Source organism: Petralouisia muris (genome assembly GCF_004793545.1).
Lineage (GTDB): Bacteria > Bacillota > Clostridia > Lachnospirales > Lachnospiraceae > Petralouisia > Petralouisia muris.
In genome coordinates, this window is record NZ_SRYA01000081.1 from 1 (window position 1) to 19,613 (window position 19,613).

The window sequence follows — 19,613 nt, forward strand, 5'->3', positions numbered from 1 at the left end:
TAATACGGAAGAGAAACAAATGCCATCGTTTTTGAAATAGAAGATTATTATTCTACAACAATCCCACAAAGTTACAGGCTTTGTGGGATTGTTGTAGAATAATATTTCTGTTAGAATAAGGCTTTTTTATTTTCGCTTGTTTGTCCTATCTATGTAGGCAAGTAAGCACGTCACGTTTGATACAAAAATAATAAGGCGTTTGCCCCGATTTATAGGGGTGAACGCCTTATTCTATGATTGGAAGCGGTAAATGAATGGGGAGTTGAGGAGGGAATTATACCGTAGAGACAGCGGAGTTTTGAGAGTGATTTTACACGATGCACCATTTTGCACCAAAAGCATTAACTGATTTTTATATGAGTTTACACGTTCTCACCCCTCCCGTACCACACAGCGAACGGCAAAACCGTCTCCTCGGTAGTAGCTGTATTGAGGGTTGACGACTGCTGGACTCGTGTCTAGACCGCGCCCGTCGCTATCGGAACCAACCTCGGATGACCACCAAAGGGCACCTGCAATACGCCCGCCAATAAGACCGCCTGAACGACCATAGCGGCCCGTACGGAGAAAGCTGAGTCATTCTCATAAACCCGGTGTGTGCGGCAACGGTGATAATACGCATTTTGCGTATAATATTGCTTTCCAGTAACACTCATTAGGAAATACTCACTTTTATCCATCACAAAACAGAGCGTAGAGATCAATTTTCTGCGCTCTGTCAACTCAAGAAGGTTTAATCACATAAAATCATGTCTGTTGCTAGCTAAAACAATGTCATCTTAAGTATCGCCTCGTCCCGCTCATCCTGCCTGATGCCGAGGTAAAGCTTGGTAGTCTCGTAACTGCTGTGGTTATAGATATCTACAACTACTGCCAGTGATACATCCCCGTTTGTGATTGCATGATATCCCCAAGTCTTCCGCAAAGAATGGCAGGCAACCTTGCCCATAATCCCCAGCTCCACTACGGCGGCATGAATAATCCGCCATGCCTGCACCCGGCTGATTGCCTTTGGCTCTTTACGGTTATTGGCAAAGATATAATCGCCTCTTCGGTGGAGGTAACACTGCTTGAGTGCGCCCAGTAGCTGTGGGTTTAGAGCGATGGTGCGCTTTTTCTTGGTCTTCTTTTCCGTCACGGTAATATGGGTACGGAATGCCCGTCTTTCTTCGTCATACACATCCGACCATTTAAGTCGGAGCAGGTCACTAATCCGAAGAACGGTATACGTCCCCATCAACACAAGCGTATAATTACGCAGCTGTCCTTTCTTCAAAAAATAATCTGCAAGTTTCTTTAACTGTTTCTTGTCCCTGATTGGTTCTGTTGCTGCCATAATAAATAAAGCCCCCTTTGTCGTAAGATACGGCTGATGATAGCGTATCGCCACAAAAGGGGCAGATGTAACACTTTATAGATATTGATACAATTTTAACATCAAATCCGCCTATATTCAAGGGTGAGTTTGCTAAAATGAAGAAAATTGGTACACAATATCATCATAAACGGCATTTTTATAGCATATCAGCGGTTTGTGGGACGTAAAAGATGTAACATTCTCTATAAAGTGTTACATCTTGTATTTTAGCGGTTCATGAGCCGCTTTTTTGAGAGAATTAGGCAGTTGGTTTTAGGCTGGCCTGGTCTTTGGGAAAGAGACTCCGTATGAGGGTAAAATGGTCAAATACGCTAAAGACAGTGTGTCGCTTGAAGGGGTGGATGTTAAACAAGCGAAAATTGTCACACAGGAGGAATCGGCGGCTGGAAAGGAAAAATGTAGTAAAAATCACTTTTGCAGATGAAGAGGCAGATAAATTTGCAGGGATAAGAGTCGAGAATGATGGAGGATCACTAGCAATCCTATTAAATGGCGAATTGATTTCCATTCCAACGATTCAATCAGAAATTACAAGTAGTAAATGTGGGGTACTTTCCCTATATGGAGATGTCGGTGAGATGCAAAAACTGGTAGATGTGTTGAATTAGAAAACAGAACAGGAGGCGTTTTTATGAAACAAACAAAACAAACTGGTAAGAGATTTATTTCTGTGTTGTTAACATTGGTACTTTTGGTGTCAAGCATTACGTTCTTTCCGAGCGAAGCATATGCGGCAGGGTGGCTGGAATATGCAAATCAGACAATCACCTTAGGCACGGCGGTAAGTGCTTCTATAAAGGATGGGGATTATTATGGTTTGACAGAAGCTGATGATTCCTACAAACATTATTGGCATATTTATAAATTTACTATGCCTAAAAATGGGCTACTTAATATCTATATAGAATCACTTTCCGAACAATATTGGTGGTATACGGTATCATCTGGATTCGCTATTTATTCTACGTCTAATCCAGATGATATTATATGGAGATCTAAGAGCAACCAAAATAAAATCCATAAAAATTACAGTGCCTCTCGAGATATGTATTATGGCTCTACGGAAATCGCCTTAGATGGAGGAGAATACTATTTTGCGGTCAGACAGTATTACACGAATAACACCCCCTACTACCTCACCCTCAGCTACAAAGAACCGTTCATAAATGTAAGCTCGATCTCCCTTGATCCGACCAGTCTGTCCATGGAGCCTGGCAGCCAGAAGACGATCGTTCCGACCGTCCTGCCCAACAACGCTACAGATAAAACGCTTATCTGGCAGTCGAACAATCCATCTGTGGCAACGGTAGAAAACGGTGCGGTAACGGCAATATCTGTGGGTTCGGCTACCATCACGGCGTCCTCTGCCGATGGGGAGATCACAGCATCTTGCTCAGTGGTCGTAAAATGCGAGCATAATTATAAGGCCAGCTATACCCCGGCCAGCACAGAAAAAGACGGAGCTATTACTAAGACCTGCAATAAATGTGGAGCCGAAACAGAAACCCCTATTCCCCGGATAGAGGACATCAGGCTGTCGCAGACATCTTATTCTTATGACGGCAGAGAACATCAGCCCGAGATCAGTGTAATTGATGCGAAGGGTGATGCGTTGGAAGTCAGAAGAGACTACACGGTATCCTATTCCGATCATACGGCAAATATTGGTACACATACCGTTACGATTAGTTTTATCGGGAACTATGAAGGAATAGAAACAAGAACTTTTACAGTGTCGCCCATTCATGTGGACTCGATATCTCTTGATGTTTTCCGGCTGACGCTGAATATCGGATCACAACAAAAACTTACAGCCACCGTTTTACCGGACAATGCTACCGATAAAACAGTAAGATGGCATTCAAGTAACCCTGCGGTTGCAACCGTGAATGATGATGTTGTAACGGCGATTGCAGTTGGGAGTGCCGTTATTACCGCCACTACGGTTGATGGAGAAGAAACCGCAGAATGTACTGTGAATGTAAGCTGCCCCCATAGCTATCATACAACCTTGATTCCTGCCGATAGCAATAGCAACGGATCGCTTAAAGAAGAATGTACAAAATGCGGACGTATTCGCCAAGACGTCACGATTTATGCTATTGATAACATCCGCTTAGCAAAAGTTTCTTATGTCTATAATGGTAAAATCTGCACTCCTGCTATTACTGTCAATGATCGATCTGGCAAGATGTTAGAGAAGGATAAGGATTATAGGGTAGCATATACAAGAAACAGAAAGGACGTCGGGGTACATAGCGTTATAATTACATTCATTGGCAATTATAAAGGAACAGTAACCAAACAATTTATCATATATCCAAAATCCACCAAAATCACTAAGATAAAGCCGAAAAGAAAAGGTTTTACAGCAAACTGGAAGAGACAGTCTGCGCAGATCTCCGGGTGTGAGCTTGCATATTCTACTAGCAGCAAATTCAAGAATCGCAAAACTAAAATAGTGACCGTAGGCAAGAATAAAACTAAAAAGACGATTAACGGACTTAAAAAGAAAAAATACTATGTCAGAATCCGTACCTATAAAAATGTCTCATTAAATGGAACTACCACCAAACTTTATTCCAGTTGGTCTCAATCCAAAAAGATTACAGTTCTTTAAATGTTTTTAAGGAATATGTCGCACTGGAAACAAAGTCAAAATTAGACCGGGAAATTTAGCAATTTTTAGAAAGTTTATTGTAAGCCAGTCGGCTGAAAAGGAATGCATTTTACAGATACATATCACGAGGAGGAATATCATGAGAAAAATATATAGAAAAACGGCAGCCCTGCTTATGGCGGCGGTGATTGCTCTATCCGGACAGATGCAGGGGACGCCATATCAAGTAACCCAAGTGCAGGCGGCACAGAATACTTTGAATGTAAGCAGTGTTACCTTTGGGTACATGGATGACCCGTACACAGGGGAATCATACAGCGACCCGGTTGTCAGCATGCAGTATCATGGCAGTATGTCAGGTGGTTCCGGCATGGTTTCGAGAGAAAACTATAATTTCTACTGGCGTGACCAAGCAACAGGAAAAGTGCTTACTGCTACAGACGTCTTTGAGAAAGGGAAGGAATACAGTTTGTCACTGGAACTTCCATGTGAGTTTGACCAGCGTAGCAGTTTCGGTGGGGAATCCCACCGCTATGTATATGAAAAGGATTTTCATGGGGAAGTCGGTGGCGTGGCTTTTACGGATAAGGATTATGTGGTAGAAGGCAATAAAATTATTATTAAGGATATCTATTCCAGAATATGTATTGACAGACCGGAGGATAAGATTCGCATCCACAGCATTGATTTTAGAAATATCAGCACGAAGCTGTATGAAGGGCAGGATACAAATACTCTTCAGGTATGGAAGGGGTATGACGAGACCCCGGTATATATCAATGGGAAGCAGAAGGTGGAGCAAGGAAGCGTGCTGGATAAAAACTTGCATTGGAGCCTTTGGTGGGTCAAGTTGGATTACAATTCGGCAACAAACCGGTTTACCTTGGCTCCTCCCAGCGACAGTACCCCTGGCTGGTGGAATTTAGATTTTAAGAAGGTCAAACCAAATACATACTATGGGCTTGTCATGATTCTTCGGTGGGAAGAGCATAAAAACGGCCCGGAAATAGCGGTGGATGCAGATATGTTACAAGGCAGCAACTTTAAGTTTGTCCCGATGGTAAATGGCGCAGGGATTGTCCAAAACTGCGACTCAACCTTTTTCGGGGATATATGGGGCGGCTTAGATGATGAAAATGATCCGAATTCCGGATATATAGGCTATAGTCTTATGGCGGGATGTTTTTCCATCACCAAATCATTGCCGGAAGACGCAAACAATACTTCCCCTGCCAAACCCGCAAAGCCAAACAAAGTTTCGGCACCAAAAGTGGCAAAAATAAAAGCAGTAAAAGTAACGGCAGGAAGGAATAAACTGAGTCTCAAATGGAAGAAGGCCTCCGGTATTTCCGGATATCAGCTCCAAGTCAGCCCAAAGAAAACATTTAAGGGCGCTAGAAAAATCACAGTAAAAAAATCAGCAAAAACTTATACGGTGAAAAAGTTAAAGAGCAGAAAGACATATTTTATCCGCATCCGCGCATATAAAAAATATGTGTCAGAAGGCAAGAAAAAACAGGCATATGGGAAATGGGTAACAGTCAAAGCCAAAACAACTTCAAAGAAGTAAATTTTACGGCTCCGTTAAATCCCTAGCGTAATATTTTACATATCCGCCCCATTGCCCCGCTTTTTGCAATCCTCTCAACTTTCTCCGTACGGGCGTATATCATCGCTCGGCTGGTGATACTAGTGCACGTGTCACAAATGGTCTTTGGTGGTCAACTGCTTCCGTTTCTACCACGAGCAGCCACTGCCTTGGTCCGTCCCCTTCGAATGTCGGTCCTCAATACGAGTATTCCCGTGGGCACGGTTTTGCCGTTCGCTGTGTGGTACGGGAGGGGTGAAAAAGGTAAATATCCATAGGATAAATGGGCGGAGCATCATTATAAATGATTGGAATCAAAAAGGGAAGTCATCGCTGCTATTACGCCAGTATTCTAGCGGAATATTTATAGGATTTTTTGAAGAAAAAGACCTATTCTGTATTATATTCAGTCAGAATAGGTCTGCATATCTGAATATTTGTCTCTAAAGTACACATATGTAAGCGGTAGCCCTTTATTGCTCAAATTTTTGAACGATTACAATTGATGGGTTCTCGATTAAAGAGTTATTGACTGTTGCCTGGCCCCAGTTATAGATGAAGTTCTCTCCATAAGCAAGATCAGTATCAACAACCTCAGCCGTAAAACGGATAAATGCGTTGCCACCCTGAGTACCATCTGCACTGCCTTTATAGATACCGATATTGATGCCCCTCCGAGTAACAATATCATCTTTTTTGATAGATGCCCAATTTGGATGGTTCATATTGTAGAGCTTAGTCGTGCCAGGAACATATTTTAGGTTGCCCGGCAGAACATCGCTAATCATAACATTAACCTGTTCTTCGGTGCTGGCGTTATGATACTCAATTTGAAATTCAACCTGCTCACCAATTTTAGCATCAACGGCCTCATGCCACTCCTTTTCGCCAAGTTTTCGAACTTTTGAAATAACGGCAAATGGATCATAAGTGGCAACAATCCAGGCAGTAACTTTACTTTGAAAAGAAGAACCTCCCGGTATTTCGCCATTGAGCGCATCATAGCCAATTAGCGCCCCTCCTTCTGTAGCCTTTAAAACAATATCATTGCTTAGCTGTGCCCCATTTGTTTTCGTTGAATTATTATGGATCATAGCAGTATCCGGTTTAAACTTCAAATGGAATGGTCTGTCCCCCGTGCTGGTGAATACTATACCGTCCCAATATTTAGGAGGCGTTGCATTGCTTGACTCAATATATCCACGTACTGGTATCTGTATGTCTGAGTATGTGGGAATACTTAGAGCGACTTTTGTGTCTTTTGCCACGGCCTCATACCCTCTGCAGTTATTATTATCGATATGAAGCCTGACCATGTAATGCTTTGCGTCTTCTATGGTGATGCGCTCACCTTCCCATGAGGCGTTATCCTCCGGATCGGTATCTGGCCGCAAAACTTCCACGAACTCTCTTTCATCGCCTGGATAAACAGCCTTGCAGTCTCCGGGTCGGTGTTCTCCATCAATCGAATTAAACACAATCTGATTGCCAAGGATACCATATCTAACCTGGCTAGCCGTGAAACTGGGCCTCCCTCCGTCACTGTCGCCCCATCCAGGCGCAGTCACATGACCTTTCGCCGCATTTTCAGGACCAGAAGCACCGCCCGAATCAATAGCATCATCTGCATTTGGAATTTCTTCGTCTGTATCTTTTAAACAGTCTGCCAGTTGGCTAAAAACCTCATCTGCGAGTGCCCATAAATTTTTTCGCCCGAGTATACATATCTGGTCTGCCAGTTCCTCGCAGACTTTAGGCGCCTTACCCTTCAGGTGGTTATATACCGTCTTAGTTGAACAACCCTGTCGGTTGGCAAATCTTTCTATTCTTTTTGTGAGAGACAAATTGGCGTATTCCGCAGAAAGCCCGTTGACCGACATAAATAGGCTGTACACATATTCATATTCATATTCATCTTTATCTTCATTTGGGATGTATTCCTTAAAGATGGCAGCACAGTAGTTTCTGCAAAATAAAAGCCCGCCGTTCTCCTTAAATGGTGACCTGCTGGCATATTTTTCGCCTACCAAAAGCCGGACGAATTTCAGTATATCGTGCTCTTTTTTCGCACTTAAATCATGCCGTATTTCGTCCATGAAGGCAGTCAGTTCAACGATTAACTCGGAGCGATCTTTAATTTTTCCAAGAGTGGAGTCCGGTTCTATGAAGTTGTTGGCTCTGTCTCTATTATTACCAAGCATATGTATCCCCCTTACATAAGATTATTTTTTATCATAGCATTTTTCTTGGCACTTATAAAGTTTTAATGACATTTTTTTCAAAAATTTTTTTCAAAAATAGCCGTAGCGAGATTGCTACGGCCAACATGTTTGTGCTTACACGCACGCATATTCTGTTATTTTGGCTCGCAGATTATCTATATAAGGATTATCAGCATACGGTCGCTTCGTGCAAATCGGGTCTATTGGGCGACTGGGATTTTTGATGCAGAGGCTAATGTCTCGGATTATGTGCCCCATATCCTCCACGACGTGTGCAACTTTTGACTCGGAATGAAAATCAATCGAATAACGCGGCGCTATCCCACCAAAGCCTTCCGGTCCTATAATTTCGAGATACATGGTATCTGGCAATGTAAGCCAAACAAACCCATGATCACAATGTGATGACGGTATTTCATAGTCCAAGATTACCGAGACCGGAGTAACTTCGGCTACATTCAGCTTCCAATCTCCGTGCTTACCCATCAAAATTCCATGCCAGTTTTGGAGAAAATCACTTTGACTTCTGTACTCATGATTGTGAAACATGTCCGAATCAACATGCGGAAAAACATACCGCTTCCAATCCTCGTCGGAATTAACTCTCCGACCATCGTAAAATATCGCCATCTCAAGCGGCTGACAATGGCGTGGCGGGAAATCAATCATGCCACCGTGAAAACCCACTATCTTGTAACCGTCTTTCAAATCTCTTTCAAAACTTTCTACACGCATATATTTCCTCCCTTTTCTGAAAATTTTTTGAACCTTGATTGCAATCGCATCATCGCCTGCTTCCAAAGATGTAGGCGAAATCTGCGATTGTATAACGGTTATTGAGAAAAGGGAGATGCCCAGAGAAATAACAGATATATGACTTAACGTACTACATTAGTTAGTTATGTCTAACTAATGTTTATTATCTTAGCACACAACCTCTTTTTTGTCAATACTATTTGTGCTATTTAGGGGTTATATACAGTAAATGAAGCTATTTTATAACTATATGTTAATTAGCAAAGAGTGTTCTATTTGTCAATGTTTTACCTTTCAAATTTTTTTCAAAAGATTTTCAAAAAACTTGCACTTTCAACTTTCTTGCAAAAAGCAGACAAAAAACGAGATTTACTTTAATCTATCTGTACGTAGCGAAAACATCGTTTGTAATTCAGCAGAAAGTGAGGTGTTACCGTAACTTATATCCGCCTACTCTTTAACAGAGGAGGCGAGATGATTAACATTTAAACCGTTTATTTCAAAAAAGCAAAGGAGGACATTCTTATGAACCAACAAAACATTTACCCGGACGGTTATGACGACACAGTCATAGAAACCGCCACTAACTACACCCCCATGCCACGCAATCTGAGCTGGATGGCAAAACACACCGCTAATATGATGGTAGACCAGGCCATGCTTGACGCTGGGCAGGACAAGCTCGCCGCTCAACTTGCCAGGGGGTCAATGCAAAACATTGGCAGCCTGGGCATGATGGCCGAGCAGCTCGCCAGCATAAATCCGGATGTAGGTGGCTGCTGCCGGGCTATTATGGCTACATACCTAAAGGGCTCAATAAAGCGGCTGGAAAGGTGGTGATCTGCCATGACTACAGAATTAATCGCACAAGCAATATCTATAGTTACTATTGTTGGCTGGCTGCTCCGTATGCTTTTTAAGCACTATTACAGAAAGATTGCCATGCGCAGGATGATATGGAAGTATTTACAGGACAGCTTTATGGATGGGTACGACTGTATGGAAGGATATCGTGCAATGATCCGTAAGACTTGTATGGAGGATGCTAAAGAGCGTTTCTGCAAGAAAAACTGACAGTTAGACAGAAAACACGGTGCAAAGGACTACCCTGTCGTTGCAGAGGGTACAGCAATTAAGCGCAAAACAAGGCATTGTCAACATATTCTTGACAATATTACAATATCGTTCCTTATTGCGCCCTAATTGACATTTGACCCCTGTTAATGGGTGTCGAATCGCTCCGAAAACTCATTGTGCTTAACTTTTTAATCGGCGTGGTTTTGGGCTTAAATACCGTCAAAACCGCGCCAAGCAAAGAAAGGACGATTATATGGAAGGAAAAATCAATCAGACAGAAAGTAAAATCAACAAAACCAAGAAATATCACACAATCCTCGCTGACCCCCCATGGGGAGTCTCCTCGCAGCGTGGGAAAAATAGTCATCGCAGTGCGGAAAGCCATTATGAACTGATGTCTCTGGAGCGCATCAAAGCGATGCCAGTACAGGATTTAGCGGAAGAAAACAGCCACCTTTATTTGTGGATTCCTAACGCCCTGTTACAAGAGGGTTTAGATGTGATTAAGGCTTGGGGCTTTACATACCGCAGCCCGATCTACTGGATCAAACCCCGCCTCCTTTTGGGTAATTATTTTAGAAATGCGTCAGAAACATGCCTCTTTGCCACACGTGGCAAGGCGCCGGTTAAATTTCACGGTCAGCCCAACTGGATCTTCTGCCCACAGCAACGGCATAGCCAGAAACCAGAAGAGCAATACGCAGTTATTAGGCGGATGTCATACGGACCTTATCTCGAGCTTTTCGCCCGCCACAGAGAACCGGACTTCGACTGTTGGGGTTATGAAGCGCCAGGAGGGTCAGACATCATCATGCCAGGAGAAAACTATCCTGTGCCAAAGTACAGCGCTAAAGCACTCAGAGAGGAGGGATGATGATTGGAACCACCCAAAAAACTAATTACCCGGATACTGGAGTTTGCATTCATGCTGGCGCTCAGCGCCTTTCTCATCAATACCGCCGCATACTGGATTTTGGAAGTTTGGCCGATACTGCTTGCCATTGCCATCGTTGTTATGGTCGTTATTATCATCTACCGCATCAGGAAACACAAGCATGATTTGGGACAATGGTAGAAAGAAATACAGTAGGAAGGAGTGGGCATTCTTGAAACATCAAATAGAGGACCTTGTCTTTAAGGAAACAATATGGGCGCGGCCATATAAAACAGAGACTGTGTGGGAGATGCTCTCACATCTCGCGGCATTGTCACCGCGGGGAGCTGTCATTTGGGAGGTACGCAGCAAAAACGGCAAAGTAAGTTACCTCATCGGAGCCGCCACAAGGTATATCAGAAATATTGAAGAAGCTATCAAGGCACATGGTGATATCCAGTTCCACGAAGTTGGCACAGAAAAACGTGCAGCTGTTACTACTGCCCGACAACTGAAGATTAGCAACCCGACGCTCTCGCTTAAGACTGACATTACGGAGGCAGTCATCCGGGCAGGGTTGGCAGCACTCACCGAGGATAAAAGTGGCACAGAAATGGTAATGCAAATTGTACTGGGGCGGGCCTATGCCCCCTCCCCAGTACCAACTAACCTCGCTGATCCCAATGCTACTTGGCTGCAAGTCCTATTCGGAGACGTGCAAAAAGCTTCCGCCGAGAGCCGCAAAAGCGTTAAAGAGAAAGCTGAGCAGCACATTTTCCAGGCTGTCATCCGCATCGGTATCACTGGAGAAAATACCAACACTCGTCTGCAAAGCATCATCAGTGCATTCAAGGTATTGGAGTCAGCAGGGGTGCGCATCCGTGAGGAAACCATCAAACCCTCTGACCTTAACACCGTCCATGTGCCGCTCCGTTTCCCCCTGAAGTTATCGGTCAAGGAGCTCTCTAGCTTCCTCCTGCTCCCAGCCGGGGAGGAAGAATTACCCGGAACTCCGGGGCTACATCCAAAGGTCATACTGTCACCTAACTGGTATCGCAATCCGACTAATCAGCAGAATAACCGTAGCTTCGCCGTCAGCATGGACGCAATGAACCCGAAGCGGCTGAGTATTTCTCCGCACGACAGTTTAGAGCATACGGTGTGCCTGGGGCCTACTGGAAGCGGAAAATCAACTGCAATGTTACACCTAATTCTGGCGGATATTACGGCTGGAAGAAGCGTCTTGGTACTTGATCCAAAGGCAGATTTGATTATATCTATCTTGGAACGGATTCCAGAAGAACGCGTGGGCGATGTGGTTATTATCGATCCATCCGATTCCTGCCCATGTGGGTTTAACCCGCTGGCGTTTAAGGATTATGGCAACCCTTCGCTGATTGCGGATGCAACTCTCTCCGTGCTTAAAGAAATCTTTAGTGACTGTTGGGGAATTTACACGCAAGATGTACTAACAGCAGCCCTTCTGACCCTCGTTGAGACAGAAAATTCTACACTATTGTGGCTATTGCCGCTTCTGACTGACGAGCGCTTTAGGCAGAAAATTACCAACAAGGTTAAAGACCGCGTAGCGTTGCGCCCGTTTTGGGAACAGTTTGAGGCTCTGAGGGATACCGAAAAAAGGCAGCAGATAAGCCCTGTTCTCAACAAGCTTAGACAGCTAACTTTACGACCGGGGCTAAGGAACACCCTGGGGCAGGCAAAGCCAAAGTTTTCCCTCACAGATTTGTTCAATAAACGAAAGATTGTACTAATTCCGCTGAACCGTGGTTTAACCGGAGGAGAAAGTGCCAGGCTCTTAGGCTCACTAATTGTCGGCTTAACCTGGACGCTTGCCCTGTCACGGGCGGGTATCCCGGCGGAGAAGCGGCACATTGTAGAAATCTACATCGACGAGCTGCAAGATTATTTGTCGTTGCCGACTGATTTATCGGACGCTTTAGCGCAGGCGAGAGGCTTGGGTGTCGGACTGACGCTGGCGCACCAATATAGGGATCAGCTGCCGTTAGAGATCCGCTCCGGGGTAGACGCCAACGCCAGGAACAAAATAGTGTTCGGTCTTAACAGCAAGGATGCTAAAGACATGGCAGCGATGGCGCCGGAACTTACCGCAGAGGATTTTATGGCTCTGCCCCGCTACCAGGTTTATGCCTCGTTCCAATCAGGAGGAAGAAACATTGGCTGGGTACAGGGCAGGACTCTGCCGCCACCGCCCGCCCTGCGGGATGCCGCCGAGCTTAAGGCAAAGAGCCAGGCCGCCTACGGCATCCCGGCAGAGCAAACTGAAGAAGAATATCTCAGTATATTTACCGCTAACAACCAAACCACCGGGGAAAATCCCGGCGACGTTAACATTGGAAGGAGGAAAAAACCATGACGGACCGGCTGACGAACCGACTGACGGACGGGGACGGCAAAGCACAAGCGGAAACCGCGGGGATCAGGGACTTCGCGCAGTTTAATGTCCGGGATTCCTTCAGCGTTCCCGCTACGGATTCCCCTATTGCAGGCGGCACCCCTGTTACTGACAGCCAATCGCCCCAGCGTGTATCCAAAAGACAACTGGCGGAGACTGACAGCCGCCTGGGGGAGCGCGACCGACAGCTGCTCGCCGCGGTGCAACAGTACCGCTACCTCATGACTGGGCAGATCGGGCGGCTGTTATTCACGGATGCCGCTAATCCCTCTGCCGGGCTTAGGGCAGCCAGCCGCAGTCTCAAGAAGCTAAGCGGGTATGGGCTGGTTAACAGTCTCTCGCGGAGGATTGGCGGAGTAAGAGCCGGATCAGGCTCATTCATCTGGCATCTGACCCACGCCGGCGAGCGCCTGTTGCGGCTCCATGACGGCAAGGCATCTCCCATGCGTAGGCATTATGAACCGTCCCCATATTTCTTAGCCCATACCCTGGCGGTTGCAGAAACTGCCATCCGGCTGACAGAAATCTGCCGGGAACATGAGCCTCAGATTACCGCTTTGCAGTTAGAGCCGGAATGCTGGCGAGCATACAGCAATGCCGGGGTGTCCTACTCCCTCAAGCCCGACCTCTACGCCGCAACTGCCACTGAAGAATATGAAGACCGCTATTTTATCGAAGTTGACCTTGACACGGAATCTCCCGCCAAGATCATTGATAAATGCGAGAAATACCATGCCTACTACCGCTCCGGCTTGGAGCAGGAAGAATCGGAAATGTTCCCACTCACGGTTTGGATTGTACCAAGCATTACCCGGAAAGAAAAACTCATCCGGCATCTCAGAGAGGCTTTTGATAAGCAGGCGAAATTATTTGCTGTAATTACCTGCGATGAGCTGGAGCATCTCGTCCTGGATGGGGGAGACAGGGAGATGCTGTGCTAAGAGTCTGGACGTCTGGCACAGTTAAGCGGCAGGACAAGACTTGAGGCAAAGGTAACATTTACAGGCTGCAGTTTTATGAACAATTTAACTACTAAGGAACAACATGGGTACAGCTAAGAACCAATTAACACCAACTATAAAAAAGCAGATACTTAAAGTGCGTGACAGCGCGGAAGCTAACATGTTTGACTGCAACGCGGTAATGTCCATCGCTAACCGTGAAGGCTGGTACGAACTCGTAAATTATTTGCTTGACAGAAAGAACTGGGGTGCGTACAGCCATTTCATCCTGACCGGCAAAACGGATGCATCTTAGGATATGGAAGAATGCCTAGAAGACGCACGCTATGGCATCAGCAAGGTAAAGTTTATGGATAATAATTGGATATCAGGCAAAGTCGGAAATTTACGCTTTCAGGCAAAAGTCTATGCAGAAGCTTCCAAATTTGGCATTAACAGCGGGAATGTTAGCAAACTGACGGTTTGGCAGGAACATGGGCCGACAGCCATCAACTATGACCGCGGCTGGGACGTAAAGCCAAAAAATGTGGAAGAGGAAAAAATTATCGATACAATCCTCGGTTTCTGCAGCCATGTTTATGACGGGATAAAAGATTTTATGTAACCATCTCTTAAGAAAGCTAAAAACGGAAAAACAAAAACAGGCAGTGCGTAAATAATGCCAAAGAAGAAAGAATCCGTCCCTGCCGGCTTAACTGCGCCAGGCGCCCAGGCGCACCGCAATAACACTTAACGGAGGGATTATGATTTTTATTACACGAACAAATCTATAAGGAGGTTTACTATGTCTACACAAAATATCAGGTTCTTTGATATGTTTGCCGGTATTGGCGGGTTCCGTGCCGGGCTGGAGCGCGTCGGCGGCTTTACCTGCATCGGCCACTCGGAAATCGACAAACACGCCAACCGGGCATACCGTGCCATACATAATATAAAAGAAAGCGAGGTTTATTATGAAGATGCAAGAAAAATTGACACCGAGACAATGCCGGACTTTGACCTGCTCTGTGCAGGATTCCCCTGCCAAAGTTTCTCCATTGCCGGAAAGCGCCGTGGCTTTGAAGATGCGAGAGGCACACTCTTTTTTGACATCGCGCGTGTCCTTAAAGCCAAACAGCCTGCGTTTTTTATACTTGAAAACGTTCCCGGCCTGCTTAGCCATGACGAAGGACGGACGTTTACAATCATCCTCAGCACGCTATCAGAACTGGGGTACGGTGTGGAATGGCAGGTGCTTAACAGCAAGTATTTTGGAGTCGCGCAGTCACGCAAACGGGTGTATATTGTCGGATATCTTGATCCGAGATGTGCCGGAAAAATACTACCTCTCACCGGAGCAGACGGAAAAGCTCTTATACAAGTCATCGACGGGGCACAGGGGGAAAGGGTCTACGACCCGGCCGGGGTCGCCTGCACCCAACTTGCCAGCTCCGGGGGAGGCGGTGGAAAAACCGGGCTGTACCTTGTAAGCTGCAGCAGCCAGGTGGGGATCACGGACACACGGGACTGCGCCCGCACCCTCACCGCCAGTTACTGCAAAGGCATAAGCTCAAGGCAGGTGCGTGATGGCGTCCTGCTGATTAAAGAAGCCACCAGGCGCGGGTACAGTGAAGCGGAGCCGGGAGATTCGGTCGACATCTCCTACGCCGGACAGAACAAGAAGCGGGCGCGCGTGGGGCACGGCGTCTCCTATACCATTACTACGCATGCGGACAAGGCGGTTGTGGGGGAAGACCTGAGAATCCGCCGCCTCGTCCCGCGGGAATGCCTGCGGCTGCAGGGATTTTCTGACGCACAGATTGATAAACTGCTGGCTGTGACTTCCGACACCCAGGCTTACCGGCAGGCTGGCAACGCCGTAACCGTCAATGTAGTACACGCCCTCGGACTGCGCATCAAAGCCGCATATATGGCAGGTGCAGGAGCCGGGGCAGAAAAGGAGGCAGCATGACTGATCCCAAAACCAAACAGGCAATGCTAAAAATGCGTGAGGATGGCGCATCGTATGCGGAAATTGCAGATTTTTTCTCCTTATCTCCCAATACTGTAAAATCCATCTGCTACCGCAATGGCGTCCATGCCCCACTTAGCAACGGTGCGGAAACCGGTTTATGTAAAAATTGCAGCAAGCCATTATCGCACCCCACGGGTGGCGGACGCAAGATTTTTTGCAGCAACCGGTGCCGTTACCAGTGGTGGAACCATTTCCGTAGCAGGCAGCCATACCGTCTGATTTGCTATTGCTGCGGAAAAGAATTCGTCAGCTTCGGGAACAAGAAAAAGCAATTCTGCGGCAGGGAATGTTACCGTCTCAGCCGCTATGGGGAGGGATTGCCGTAATGGATAAAGCACATTTTGAACAGATAAAGCAATATGGTGCGATGCTTGCCATCGTCGGCCATCTTCATAAGCGCGGGCTGATTACCGATGCGGAACGCCGTAAGCTGACGGCGAAGCTACAGAAAAAATACCGACCGGCAGCCGGTTCCGCAGCAGGGCTCAGCCCGGCGCTAAACAATCTCACGGAAAAAGTTCTGGGAAAGGAGGATTTAGACAGGTAACATAAAAACCAGGTAAACATTGCGGCATGGTGCGCAGCCAAGTTTGGGGGCGCACCACAGCCGCCCCCATTCCGCGCTCCAACAGCCGCAGGAAAGGAGGGCAAATGTTTACGAAAAGATTCGGCCTGGAGATCGAGTTCACCGGGATCACCAGGCAAAAGGCGGCAGAAACCGCTGTTGGTTTCCTGGGTGGCAGCATTGATGCCACTGGGGACTATTACGATGCCCGCAAAATAACGGCTCCCGATGGGCGTATCTGGAAAATCATGTATGACGGCAGTATCCACTGCCAGAAAAAGGAGGGGCGCAGAACCATATCTGCTGATAACCGTTACAGTGTGGAACTGGTCAGCCCTATCCTGCTCTACCGGGAAGATATCGGCCAGGTACAGGCCTTAGCCAGAAGGCTCCGGAAAGCCGGAGGGTTTGCAAATAAATCCTGCGGCATCCACATCCATCTCGATGGCGCTAACCATACACCCCGAAGCATCCGCAACTTTGTAAACATCATTTATGCACACAATGACCTGCTTTACAAATCCCTGCAGATTGCGCCGGAGCGGATGCGTTACTGCAAGAAGATGGATGCCTATCTGGTAGAACGGATGAACAAAGAGAAACCAAAAACTTTGGGGCAGATTGAAGAAATCTGGTACGAAAAGTACCTTGGAAACCGTAACAGCCACTATAACAGCAGCCGTTACTATTTTCTAAATCTGCACAGCTTTTTCCATGGAAACCATACCGTGGAGCTCAGGGGCTTCAACAGCACGCTCCATGCCGGGAAAATCCGGGCATATATCGTGCTGGCGCTCGCCCTGAACCATCAGGCGTTGACACAGAAAAGCGCCAGCTACCGCAAGGTGCAGGAAGAAAATGAAAAGTTTGCCATGCGTGTTTGGCTGAACCGCATCGGTTTTATCGGCGATGAGTTCAAGAGCTGCCGGGAGCATCTCTACCAGCACCTGGACGGCAATGCCGCCTGGCGGTATGGTTCCAAAGAGAATGTCAGGAGCCATATTAGTGCCAGGAATACTGAGAATGGAGGGCAAAACATATGAGTAAAAGTAACAATGCAGCAAAAGACAGGTTCTATATCGCCTATGGCTCCAACCTCAACCTGGAGCAGATGGCAAAACGCTGCCCCACGGCAGAAGTTGTAAAAGCAACTTATTTACAGAACTACCGCCTGATGTTCCGGGGTAAAGGCACTGCCGTAGCCACGATTGAGAGGCAGCAGGGCAGCAAAGTCCCCATCATCATTTGGCGACTACAGCCAAGTGACGAGTATAACCTCGACATATATGAGGGTTACCCGCATCTTTACCGTAAGGAAATGATAAAGGTAACGGTGGACAGCAGACGGATTCAGGCAATGGCCTATATCATGAACGAAGCTATGCATCCCTATGACACGCCGTCGCGCAGTTATTTTGATACAATCCGGCAAGGTTATGAAGATGCTGGCTTTGACGCCAAAATTCTGCGACATGCCGTGCTTGACTCAGTTTGGGAAGCATATCTGGCAGAAAAGTATGAAGGAGGTGAGACGTATGACGGAAAGAATTAAGGAACAGATTGAGGCTGTCCGGCAAAGCGGGGAAACCAATATGCTGGACACCCGCATGGTGCAGTGGATTGCTAACCGTGAGAACTACTTTGAGTTAGTCATTTATTTGGAAGAACACCGGGAAGAATATGCAAATTACATATTCACCGGCGAAGCCCCGGAAGCAGAATGACACACATTATTCCATATTGTTATGACAAAACAAGACTTGCCGGAATCGGCGGTCTGAGTGATAGATGTGTGTACAGCCAAACGAAAGGAGCAAATAATATGAACTTCCAATATAATTACAATCTCCACGGCAGCGATAGAAAACCGCTGGTTGAGGCTATCAGCCAAATACTGGATAAACCTGCTGTCTACCAGGGCGCACCCAGTTTCTCCTACACCGTTGGTGATTATACCGTAGACAAAAACGGCGTGCTGTCATATGGCAGTAATATCCATCCCGACTATGCGGCGGTACTCATCAACGACTTGCAGGAACGGGGCTTTGTCGCAGAACAGGCAGCCACGGACAATCCAACGGAAGAATCTGCTGCAGATGAGGTCCTGGCAGGCGAAGCAAGGGACACTTTGGCAGAAAATACAGCAACGGAAGTTGCTATGAATGAAGCAACGCTGGAAACTGCTGCAGATGAGAATGTGTCTGATGCAACATCAAATACTGACGCACCAGGTAAACTAACGATTGAGATTCCCGACACAGGATTTACCCCGGAAATGCGGGAAAATCTAAAGAAAATCGTCGCCAGCAAAGCGACCCTGCTTAAACAAACACTGGAAACGGACGACCTATCAATCGTAGAACTTGACGGCAAGATTTCTTTCCCATGGTTCACCCTCCATAGTATTGACGGTGAAGCCGATGCCTATAATCGCTTAATCGCCGCCATCTGCAAAATGGCAAAGACACAGAAACGGGTGACGGCGGTAGAAAAACCGATTGAGAACGCTAAGTTCACCATGCGCCTGTTCCTGATCCGCTTAGGTTTTATCGGGGATGAGTATAAAACTGCCCGCAAAATCCTGCTAAGAAACCTTACCGGCAACAGCAGCTGGAAATCCGGCCACCGCCCGGAACGTAATGAAAATGCTGCAATCCCACCAAATCCGGCAGAAGCGGCGCTTGTAGCAGCGCAGGAGCTTACCATTCCGCCGGAAGAAGCAGATGCCGCAGGATATGGGACACAGGAAGAGGATGCGGGAGGTGAAACTTATGGCAAATAGCAGATTCCCCAGCCGGGAAACCGTCGAACGGGTACGGAAAATGTACCCTAAAGGCACTCGGGTGGAGCTTATCCATATGGATGACCCTTACAGCCGCCTCAAGCCTGGTGACAAGGGCACTGTCCGCTTAGTTGACGATACGGGGACGGTGTTCGTGGACTGGGACTGCGGTTCCGGGCTTGGCATTGTTTATGATGTCGACCGGGTGAGGAAACTGTAGCACATTAACGGGGGAGCCTCTCATGGGGCTCCCTGAACTTTACGGTGGGCATGCCACCATGGCAGCCCCTTTTATTAAAAACGACACTTGCTTTTTATGGCAATGTGAGTGATAGATGTAA

Annotated in this window: 22 protein-coding genes; 19 read left to right on the forward strand and 3 right to left on the reverse strand. The window is 46.7% G+C overall.

The genetic code is table 11. From position 1 onward, the window contains the following. Positions 1 to 763 precede the first annotated feature (763 nt). A complete protein-coding gene (locus E5329_RS23955; protein ID WP_135991815.1) occupies positions 764 to 1,336 on the reverse strand; it encodes a tyrosine-type recombinase/integrase in 573 nt (190 codons plus the stop codon). A gap of 383 nt (positions 1,337 to 1,719) precedes the next feature. Between E5329_RS23955 and E5329_RS23960 the strand changes: the two genes are divergently transcribed. From E5329_RS23960 to E5329_RS23970, 3 genes are all read left to right on the forward strand, one after another. Then, on the forward strand, positions 1,720 to 1,986 hold the full coding sequence (locus E5329_RS23960) for a SecDF P1 head subdomain-containing protein (protein ID WP_135991816.1): 267 nt from the start codon (positions 1,720 to 1,722) through the stop codon (positions 1,984 to 1,986). A 23-nt stretch (positions 1,987 to 2,009) separates the two neighbouring features. After that, on the forward strand, positions 2,010 to 3,998 hold the full coding sequence (locus E5329_RS23965; protein ID WP_135991817.1) for an Ig-like domain-containing protein: 1,989 nt from the start codon (positions 2,010 to 2,012) through the stop codon (positions 3,996 to 3,998). A gap of 139 nt (positions 3,999 to 4,137) precedes the next feature. Then, entirely contained in the window at positions 4,138 to 5,568 is a 1,431-nt protein-coding gene (locus E5329_RS23970; protein WP_135991818.1) for a fibronectin type III domain-containing protein, read from the forward strand. A gap of 491 nt (positions 5,569 to 6,059) precedes the next feature. On the opposite strand, the gene E5329_RS23975 is transcribed toward E5329_RS23970, so the two are convergent. Both E5329_RS23975 and E5329_RS23980 read right to left on the reverse strand, forming a co-directional pair. Beyond that, the gene (locus tag E5329_RS23975; protein ID WP_135991819.1) at positions 6,060 to 7,787 is read right to left on the reverse strand and encodes a DUF11 domain-containing protein; all 1,728 of its coding nucleotides are present in this window, start codon (positions 7,785 to 7,787) and stop codon (positions 6,060 to 6,062) included. A gap of 135 nt (positions 7,788 to 7,922) precedes the next feature. Continuing rightward, positions 7,923 to 8,543 carry a hypothetical protein gene (locus E5329_RS23980; RefSeq protein ID WP_135991820.1) on the reverse strand — a complete coding sequence of 207 codons (621 nt, stop codon included), beginning with the start codon at positions 8,541 to 8,543 and terminating at the stop codon, positions 7,923 to 7,925. Positions 8,544 to 9,089: 546 nt separating this feature from the next. Here E5329_RS23980 and E5329_RS23985 point away from each other — a divergent pair. The 16 genes from E5329_RS23985 to E5329_RS24060 all read left to right on the forward strand — a co-directional run bounded on the left by E5329_RS23985 (position 9,090) and on the right by E5329_RS24060 (position 19,492). Beyond that, positions 9,090 to 9,404 (forward strand): hypothetical protein, encoded by a 315-nt coding sequence (locus E5329_RS23985; protein WP_135991821.1) that lies wholly within the window; start codon positions 9,090 to 9,092, stop codon positions 9,402 to 9,404. A gap of 6 nt (positions 9,405 to 9,410) precedes the next feature. Further along, complete coding sequence (locus E5329_RS23990) at positions 9,411 to 9,638, forward strand: hypothetical protein (protein WP_135991822.1); 228 nt, start codon at positions 9,411 to 9,413, stop codon at positions 9,636 to 9,638. 256 nt (positions 9,639 to 9,894) lie between these two features. Continuing rightward, positions 9,895 to 10,515: an MT-A70 family methyltransferase gene (locus E5329_RS23995; RefSeq protein WP_135991823.1), complete on the forward strand. Its 621-nt coding sequence runs from the start codon at positions 9,895 to 9,897 to the stop codon at positions 10,513 to 10,515. 3 nt (positions 10,516 to 10,518) lie between these two features. Next, the gene (locus E5329_RS24000; protein ID WP_135991824.1) at positions 10,519 to 10,716 is read left to right on the forward strand and encodes a hypothetical protein; all 198 of its coding nucleotides are present in this window, start codon (positions 10,519 to 10,521) and stop codon (positions 10,714 to 10,716) included. 31 nt (positions 10,717 to 10,747) lie between these two features. Next, a complete protein-coding gene (locus tag E5329_RS24005; RefSeq protein WP_275443674.1) occupies positions 10,748 to 12,910 on the forward strand; it encodes a type IV secretory system conjugative DNA transfer family protein in 2,163 nt (720 codons plus the stop codon). Positions 12,911 to 13,149: 239 nt separating this feature from the next. Then, positions 13,150 to 13,890 (forward strand): replication-relaxation family protein, encoded by a 741-nt coding sequence (locus E5329_RS24010; protein ID WP_275443675.1) that lies wholly within the window; start codon positions 13,150 to 13,152, stop codon positions 13,888 to 13,890. Between the two features lie 103 nt (positions 13,891 to 13,993). Beyond that, positions 13,994 to 14,206: a DUF5049 domain-containing protein gene (locus E5329_RS24015; RefSeq protein ID WP_135991827.1), complete on the forward strand. Its 213-nt coding sequence runs from the start codon at positions 13,994 to 13,996 to the stop codon at positions 14,204 to 14,206. Positions 14,207 to 14,209: 3 nt separating this feature from the next. After that, a complete protein-coding gene (locus tag E5329_RS24020; protein ID WP_135991828.1) occupies positions 14,210 to 14,515 on the forward strand; it encodes a DUF7678 domain-containing protein in 306 nt (101 codons plus the stop codon). A 180-nt stretch (positions 14,516 to 14,695) separates the two neighbouring features. Next, entirely contained in the window at positions 14,696 to 15,862 is a 1,167-nt protein-coding gene (gene dcm, locus E5329_RS24025; RefSeq protein WP_275443678.1) for a DNA (cytosine-5-)-methyltransferase, read from the forward strand. Next, positions 15,859 to 16,251, forward strand: a complete 393-nt coding sequence (locus tag E5329_RS24030; RefSeq protein ID WP_135991829.1) for an RNA polymerase sigma factor sigma-70 region 4 domain-containing protein — start codon at positions 15,859 to 15,861, stop codon at positions 16,249 to 16,251. The genes dcm and E5329_RS24030 overlap by 4 nt, the downstream gene beginning before the upstream one ends. Further along, on the forward strand, positions 16,251 to 16,472 hold the full coding sequence (locus E5329_RS24035; RefSeq protein ID WP_135991830.1) for an SHOCT domain-containing protein: 222 nt from the start codon (positions 16,251 to 16,253) through the stop codon (positions 16,470 to 16,472). The genes E5329_RS24030 and E5329_RS24035 overlap by 1 nt, the downstream gene beginning before the upstream one ends. Before the next feature lie 104 nt (positions 16,473 to 16,576). Further along, positions 16,577 to 17,533, forward strand: coding sequence for an amidoligase family protein (locus E5329_RS24040; protein WP_135991831.1), 957 nt, complete (start codon positions 16,577 to 16,579; stop codon positions 17,531 to 17,533). After that, positions 17,530 to 18,042, forward strand: coding sequence for a gamma-glutamylcyclotransferase family protein (locus E5329_RS24045; protein WP_135991832.1), 513 nt, complete (start codon positions 17,530 to 17,532; stop codon positions 18,040 to 18,042). Before E5329_RS24040 ends, E5329_RS24045 begins: the two co-directional genes overlap by 4 nt. Further along, positions 18,026 to 18,214, forward strand: coding sequence for a DUF5049 domain-containing protein (locus E5329_RS24050; protein ID WP_135991833.1), 189 nt, complete (start codon positions 18,026 to 18,028; stop codon positions 18,212 to 18,214). The genes E5329_RS24045 and E5329_RS24050 overlap by 17 nt, the downstream gene beginning before the upstream one ends. A 98-nt stretch (positions 18,215 to 18,312) precedes the next feature. Beyond that, complete coding sequence (locus E5329_RS24055; RefSeq protein ID WP_135991834.1) at positions 18,313 to 19,272, forward strand: hypothetical protein; 960 nt, start codon at positions 18,313 to 18,315, stop codon at positions 19,270 to 19,272. Beyond that, positions 19,262 to 19,492 carry a DUF4314 domain-containing protein gene (locus E5329_RS24060; RefSeq protein WP_135991835.1) on the forward strand — a complete coding sequence of 77 codons (231 nt, stop codon included), beginning with the start codon at positions 19,262 to 19,264 and terminating at the stop codon, positions 19,490 to 19,492. Before E5329_RS24055 ends, E5329_RS24060 begins: the two co-directional genes overlap by 11 nt. Positions 19,493 to 19,613 lie beyond the last annotated feature (121 nt).